At 35.0% G+C, this 6,329-nt stretch carries 4 protein-coding genes; all 4 read left to right on the forward strand.

Annotation, left to right across the window (positions count from 1 at the left end; genetic code table 11):
- The first annotated feature begins 1,029 nt into the window (after positions 1-1,029).
- Positions 1,030-2,364 (forward strand): sn-glycerol-3-phosphate ABC transporter substrate-binding protein UgpB, encoded by a 1,335-nt coding sequence (gene ugpB, locus ACFIKE_RS07765; protein ID WP_375649071.1) that lies wholly within the window; start codon positions 1,030-1,032, stop codon positions 2,362-2,364.
- Between the two features lie 95 nt (positions 2,365-2,459).
- On the forward strand, positions 2,460-3,344 hold the full coding sequence (gene ugpA / locus ACFIKE_RS07770) for a sn-glycerol-3-phosphate ABC transporter permease UgpA (protein ID WP_375611841.1): 885 nt from the start codon (positions 2,460-2,462) through the stop codon (positions 3,342-3,344).
- Positions 3,345-3,354: 10 nt separating this feature from the next.
- A complete protein-coding gene (gene ugpE / locus ACFIKE_RS07775) occupies positions 3,355-4,206 on the forward strand; it encodes a sn-glycerol-3-phosphate ABC transporter permease UgpE (RefSeq protein WP_375626720.1) in 852 nt (283 codons plus the stop codon).
- A gap of 2 nt (positions 4,207-4,208) precedes the next feature.
- Positions 4,209-5,255 (forward strand): sn-glycerol-3-phosphate import ATP-binding protein UgpC, encoded by a 1,047-nt coding sequence (locus ACFIKE_RS07780; protein WP_375649073.1) that lies wholly within the window; start codon positions 4,209-4,211, stop codon positions 5,253-5,255.
- The last annotated feature ends 1,074 nt before the right edge of the window (positions 5,256-6,329 follow it).

Here is a 6,329-nt window from a genome sequence, read left to right on the forward strand (position 1 = left end):
TGCCTGTACATTATATTACGACAGATCAACCTGATCTCGCATTGCAATTGCGTGCACAAAGGTAAAAAATACATCAATACAAAGAGAACTATATATCCTCATAAAGCTAGCGTAATGAAAGAAGAAAAAATATCGAATATATAACAATAATACATTGATTTATAATGATAATTAATAGTTTATTCATGTGAATAAGAGACTTTAATACGTAGGATTCTCTTATTTCGAATCTTTTTACAATGAATCAATCAAAATCATTCGTTTGCACATTACAAGCAGGGTTGGTGTGTGGATAAAAGATTATTGAAAAAAGAATAAAAATATTCATTTAACGTATTTAAAATGCAAGACTTGTTAAAGCATTAGGATCTCATATAATGATGTCGTTTTGCACTTTTATGAAGTGAAAATGATAGCATGCAAAAAGTCTTATATACTTTAGTGGAGAGGTTTTATAGCTTATTTTATAGGCGCTATCATGAAATGTAGATGTATTGAAAGATTTTTTAACAGCATGGAAATTGGTCATAAAATGTCATTTTGTTTTGCGTGAGGGGCATGATTTCACTACAAGGAAGGAGACTATTAAGCGCTTCAAAATGATTTTCTTAATTTTAAGAAAATTTCTATTTATCTCTTTGTTAAATTCAGGAGAAATATCGTGTTAAAGTTATAAGCCGAAACTTATAAGATAAATAACAAAAGAATAAACAATTCTTTAAAAAAAAGTAAATCCAAATATTAAAATAGTCATTGAATGACATTTACGATCTACATCTTTTTACCAAGTGACTTTGCTTATTTAAGCCATCTCACTTTTTTCAGATAGTTATAAACGCGTATCTCGTTAATATATAAGAAAGCTTATAAAAGAAAACGAAAAAATTTAAACAAATTCATTTGACCTTTTGGTGGTTCCTGTTTAAATGAAAGAATATATTTCTGAAATAAGACTGTCATAGCATGTTCATGTGTAATACTATAAATTTAGGGGTAGTTTGTATTCCATCACTTCAGAAAGGGTGAACCATGAGTCGTTTTTATCTTTCCATAGCGGCCACGGTTGCTATCATAATGTCCACAGCGGGAATAACAGCAGGTTTTGCGCAGACAAAAATCAGCTTTTGGCATTCTATGAGTGGTGAATTAGGAAAGCAAACTGAAAGTCTCATTAACGATTTTAATGCAAGTCAATCTGAGTATAAAGTTGTTCCTTCATTTCGCGGCGAATATGAAGAGGGGTTGATTTCACTCATTGCGGCATTTCGTGGAAAGAAACAGCCAGTTCTTGCCCAAATTTATGACGTTGGTACTGGAACTATGATGGCTGCAAAAGGTGCAATTTATCCATTTTATCAACTTATGGCTGATACAAAACAAGAATTTGATCTTACAGATTATTTCCCTGCTATTAGTGGTTATTACTCCGATGAACAGGGGCGCATCGTCTCTATGCCATTCAATATTTCAACTCCCATTCTTTATTATAACAAAGATATCTTTAAAAAAGCAGGGCTTGATCCAGAACAGCCTCCTAGAACATGGCAAGATATAGAAGACTTTTCCAAAAAAATTCTTGAGACTAAAGCGGCAACTTGCGGTTTTACGATGGCTTATGCTGCTCAATGGATTGGTATAGAAAATTTTTCAGCGTTGCATAATGTTCCTTTTGGAACGAAGGAAAATGGCTTTAAAGGACTTGATTCAGAACTTACATTTAATGGACCTTTACAAGTGCGTATGTGGACTGACCTGAAAAAGTGGTCTGATCAAGGTATTTTCCGTTATGGTGGTCCAGCAGGTGCATTAGATTCAACACCAATGTTTATGGCACAAAATTGTGCAATTTTTATGCAATCTTCAGGATCACATGCTGGAATTGTTTCTGAAGCTCAGTTTAATGTGGGGGTTGGTATGCTACCTTACTATAAGGATACAGAAGGAGCACCACAAAATTCAGTTATTGGGGGCGCTTCTATTTGGGCGTTTAAGGGCCATACCCCAAAGGAATATGCAGGGGCAGCTGCTTTTCTTAAATTTCTTTCAAAAACAGAAAATCAAGCAAAATGGCATCAGGAAACAGGTTATCTTCCAACCACAAAAACGACTTATGAATTGAGCAAAAAACAACATTTCTATGAAAAAACGCCAGGTGCGGATATAGCTATCAAACAGATTAATCTTAATCCACCAACAGTTAACTCGAAAGGGATAAGATTTGGTAATTTACCACAAATCCGTGCCATTCTTGATCAAGAGTTGGAAGCTGTTCTTAGTGGTTCAAAAACACCGAAAGATGGTTTAGATGAGACCGTTGAACGTGGAAATAAACTCTTGCGTGAATTTGAAAAATCTAATCATTAATTTTGTTTTATTGTTAGACATTAAAGACTCAACAAAAACAGTTGAGTTCTTTTTGTTTATCTTTTTAAAGTCTCTACATTTAAAGAGCCCTACGAATGCAAGAAAAACATGCATATTTTAAAAATAGTCTACTTTCTTACGGACTGCTTTTCCCTCAGCTTCTTGTGACTTTTTTGTTTTTCTTCTGGCCTGCTGCTCAAGCAATAAAATCATCTTTTGAGCGTGAAGACCCTTTTGGCTTTACAACAACATTTATTGGTTTTGAAAATTATCTAACGGTTCTTTCTGATCCTACTTATCGGCAATCACTTCTTACAACCGCAGTATTTTCCATCTCAGTTACTGTCGCTTCAATGACAATATCACTTCTCTTAGCGGTCTGTGTTGACCGTGTCATCCGTGCAAAAAAGGCTTATACAATGCTTTTGCTCTGGCCCTATGCTGTTGCTCCAGTATTGGCAGGTATATTATGGCTGTTTATCTTTCATCCCACCATCGGAATTATTCCTTTTCTTCTCGAGAAAATAGGGGTGCTATGGAATTATCGTATTAATGGCACTCAAGCAATGATTCTTATTGTCATAGCGGCTAGTTGGAAGCAAATTTCTTACAATTTTCTCTTTTTTCTTACAGGTCTTCAGTCTGTTCCGCGTTCTCAAATAGAAGCAGCCGCCATTGATGGTGCTGGTCCCTTTAAACGATTTTGGACTGTGGTCTTCCCGCAAATTTCACCAACGACGTTTTTCCTTCTTATTGTCAATGTCAATTATGTTATGTTTGATACCTTTGGTATTATTGATAATACAACTTCTGGAGGTCCTGCGCGTGCAACGAGCATCCTCGTCTATAAAGTATATGACGATGGCTTTAGAAATCAAATAATCGGTGCATCAGCAGCACAATCAACAATATTGATGTTGATGGTTATTGTCTTAACCTTTATTCAGTTTCGCTGGATTGAGCGCCGTGTACAATATTAGGAAGTAAATTATGGTTGAAAATCGCCCTGTTTTGAAATTTCTAACCCATATTACTCTCATTATTGGCATTATCATTATTTTCTTTCCAGTTTATGTTGCTATCATTGCATCAACCCATAGTTCAGCAGCATTCAACTCAGGAACACTTCCTCTTTTACCTGGGAAGTATGCTTTGGAAAATTATAAAACAATCTTTGGTGATGGCCTCGCACAACTCGGTCTTCCCAACCTCTGGCCACTCTTAATGAATTCACTCATTATGGCTCTTGGGATTAGTATTGGGAAAATTATTATTTCACTTTTGTCTGCTTATGCAATTGTTTATATGCGTTTTCCTTTCCGAAAAACTGCTTTTGTTCTTATTTTTGTTACATTGATGCTCCCTGTCGAAGTTCGTATTCTTCCAACCTATGAGGTTGTTGCAAAATTGGGGATGATCGACACCTATAGTGGAATGATTATTCCACTTATTGCATCTGCAACCGCTACATTTTTATTTCGCCAGTTTTTTCTGACTATTCCAGATGAACTCTTAGAGGCGGCACGTGTTGATGGTGCAGGTCCAGTTAAATTTTTTAAGGATATTCTTCTTCCTCTCAGCAAAAGCAATATCGCTGCTTTATTTATCATTATGTTTATTTATGGATGGATACAATATCTCTGGCCTCTTATCATCACAACGGATCAAAAGCATCAAACGATCCTTATTATTTTAAAACAGCTTATTGTCGAATCACTTCAACATGATCCTCAATGGAATATACTCATGGCAGTATCGGTTGTTGCCATGGTTCCCCCTGTTCTTGTTGTTATCTTCATGCAACGGCTTTTTATCAAAGGCCTTATTGAAACGGAGAAGTAATTATGGCCATAATCCAGTTATCAAATATAAAAAAACGGTATGACAACGGCATTCTGGTCATTGATGATTTAAACTTAACTGTTGCTGATAAAGAACTTCTTGTTCTTGTCGGTCCTTCAGGGTGTGGGAAATCAACCTTATTGCGTATTATAGCAGGACTTGAACAAGTTACCTCAGGTGAATTATGTATTGATAACGAACGCATCAATGATCGTGAACCAGCTGATCGTGATATTGCTATGGTTTTTCAAAATTATGCTCTTTATCCCCATATGACAGTTCGTGGAAATTTAGAATATGGTCTTAAAAATCGTAAAACCCCTAAAGAAGAAATTAAAAAACGCATCGCACATGCTGCAAAACTTTTGGAGATAGAACCATTTCTTGATCGTAAACCACGACAATTATCAGGAGGACAACGTCAGCGTGTTGCAATGGGGCGTGTGATTGTACGCCAACCCCGTGTTTTTCTTTTTGATGAACCTCTTTCAAATCTTGATGCAAAATTGCGGGCGCAAATGTGTATTGAAATAAAAACACTACAGCGTTCACTAGGAACGACCAGCCTCTATGTTACCCATGATCAACTAGAAGCTATGACATTAGCTGATAGAATAGTCGTTTTGAATAAAGGAGCTATCGAGCAAATTGGAACACCAATGGAAATTTACGACACTCCAGCAACAACATTTGTTGCTGATTTTATTGGTTCTCCTCCTATGAATTTTCTTGATCGCCATGTCTTAGAACAACATTTAGGGCATTCATTTTCTTATGGCGAAGAAACTGATCTTTTAGCATTCAGACCTGAAATAATCTTATTGGGCGAACATCCAGATAAAGGACCTGTCTTTCACACAAAAATTGAGCTTATCAAGCCTATTGGAACAGGTTGCCATGTTTTAACGCGCTGGAATGATATCATCTTTACGATTGAAATAAAAGAACGCTTGACACACGACTATGGGCAAAAACTAAGTTTCACTGTCGCTCATCAGAATTTTCATACTTTTAATAAAAACACTGGAAAGCGCACAAATAATAAGTAAGCATTAATTGATGTGACACGACTTTCTTTTATGTTGCGTCATGATAATGTTGTGTTTTGACTTTCTCGATTACATTTACAAAATCAGGTTGTACCCGATGTGATTAAAAACAAAATTTTAAAAGTTTTGGTAATGATCTATTGTTCCATGGCGCTGAGAGTGTCAAAATATTTATATGAAGAAAATTTGCATTTTCACGGTCTGTAAGAAGAATATTATTTTCAAACCTCAAACATAATAAAATCATTTTCATTATAAAAAATATCAATATAAAATAACCATTCATTAACCATATGTTTCTTGATGTAATAATTTATGTATCTTATAAAAAGTAAATGAGGGAAATAGAGGGAACCAATAATTCACAGATGAGAGGGGATGCGCCCCGTATCTTAGCTCTGATCCCTAACATAAGAAGTCTATTTGATCCAAAAAATACGACGCTGTTCTAAATAGCCTGTACGAGAATAGGCATATTTTATTTTACCGCTGACCATATGATCTTAAATAGTTTCAGAGCTTCTATAAGAAGCTTTTATTTTTTCTCATGTAAATCACTATGCAATTTTCAGCTAGGGTATCTGGTCAGTTGCAAAAGAAATCACTGAGAGATAGAAGGCGCGCTTGTTTTAAAATTTTCATTACTTTTAATGATAAAAGCAGATGAAACACATCTGTAACATCCCATCAAATTTTCTATATTCTTGAGTTAAAAAATTGCCTATAGATCATCCTTAGACAGATCTTTATGAATATGACATAAGGGATTGGTGCGAATACCTATAAGAATTAGCAGGGACAAAGACAGTTATCTTGTTGTTTTGCAAAGCATTTTATAAAAGCTGATATATTTTTTAATATATTGCCAGTATATTAATGGTTTTATGATATTGCATTCTTATAAAGTGCGTACTTTTTTGTTGCTTATAAACCAACCTAAACTTTATACAACAGTATGTTTGAGACAAATATGAAGACGGTTCAGTGCTGTATTCAGTTTTTTATCTCTTTTGTAGAAGATCTTAATGTTTTGTGATGGCATCAATGATGGTATTCACATTATGTTCCATCATA

It is taken from the genome of Bartonella sp. MU70NMGDW (assembly GCF_042194085.1).
In the GTDB taxonomy this organism is placed as follows: Bacteria; Pseudomonadota; Alphaproteobacteria; order Rhizobiales; family Rhizobiaceae; genus Bartonella; species Bartonella grahamii.

What these genes read in the sequence shown, in the direction of transcription:
- ugpB (WP_375649071.1), top strand. Translation starts at nt 1,030, where the DNA reads ATGAGTCGTTTTTATCTTTCCATAGCGGCCACGGTTGCTATCATAATG.
- ugpA (WP_375611841.1), top strand. Translation starts at nt 2,460, where the DNA reads ATGCAAGAAAAACATGCATATTTTAAAAATAGTCTACTTTCTTACGGA.
- ugpE (WP_375626720.1), top strand. Translation starts at nt 3,355, where the DNA reads ATGGTTGAAAATCGCCCTGTTTTGAAATTTCTAACCCATATTACTCTC.
- ACFIKE_RS07780 (WP_375649073.1), top strand. Translation starts at nt 4,209, where the DNA reads ATGGCCATAATCCAGTTATCAAATATAAAAAAACGGTATGACAACGGC.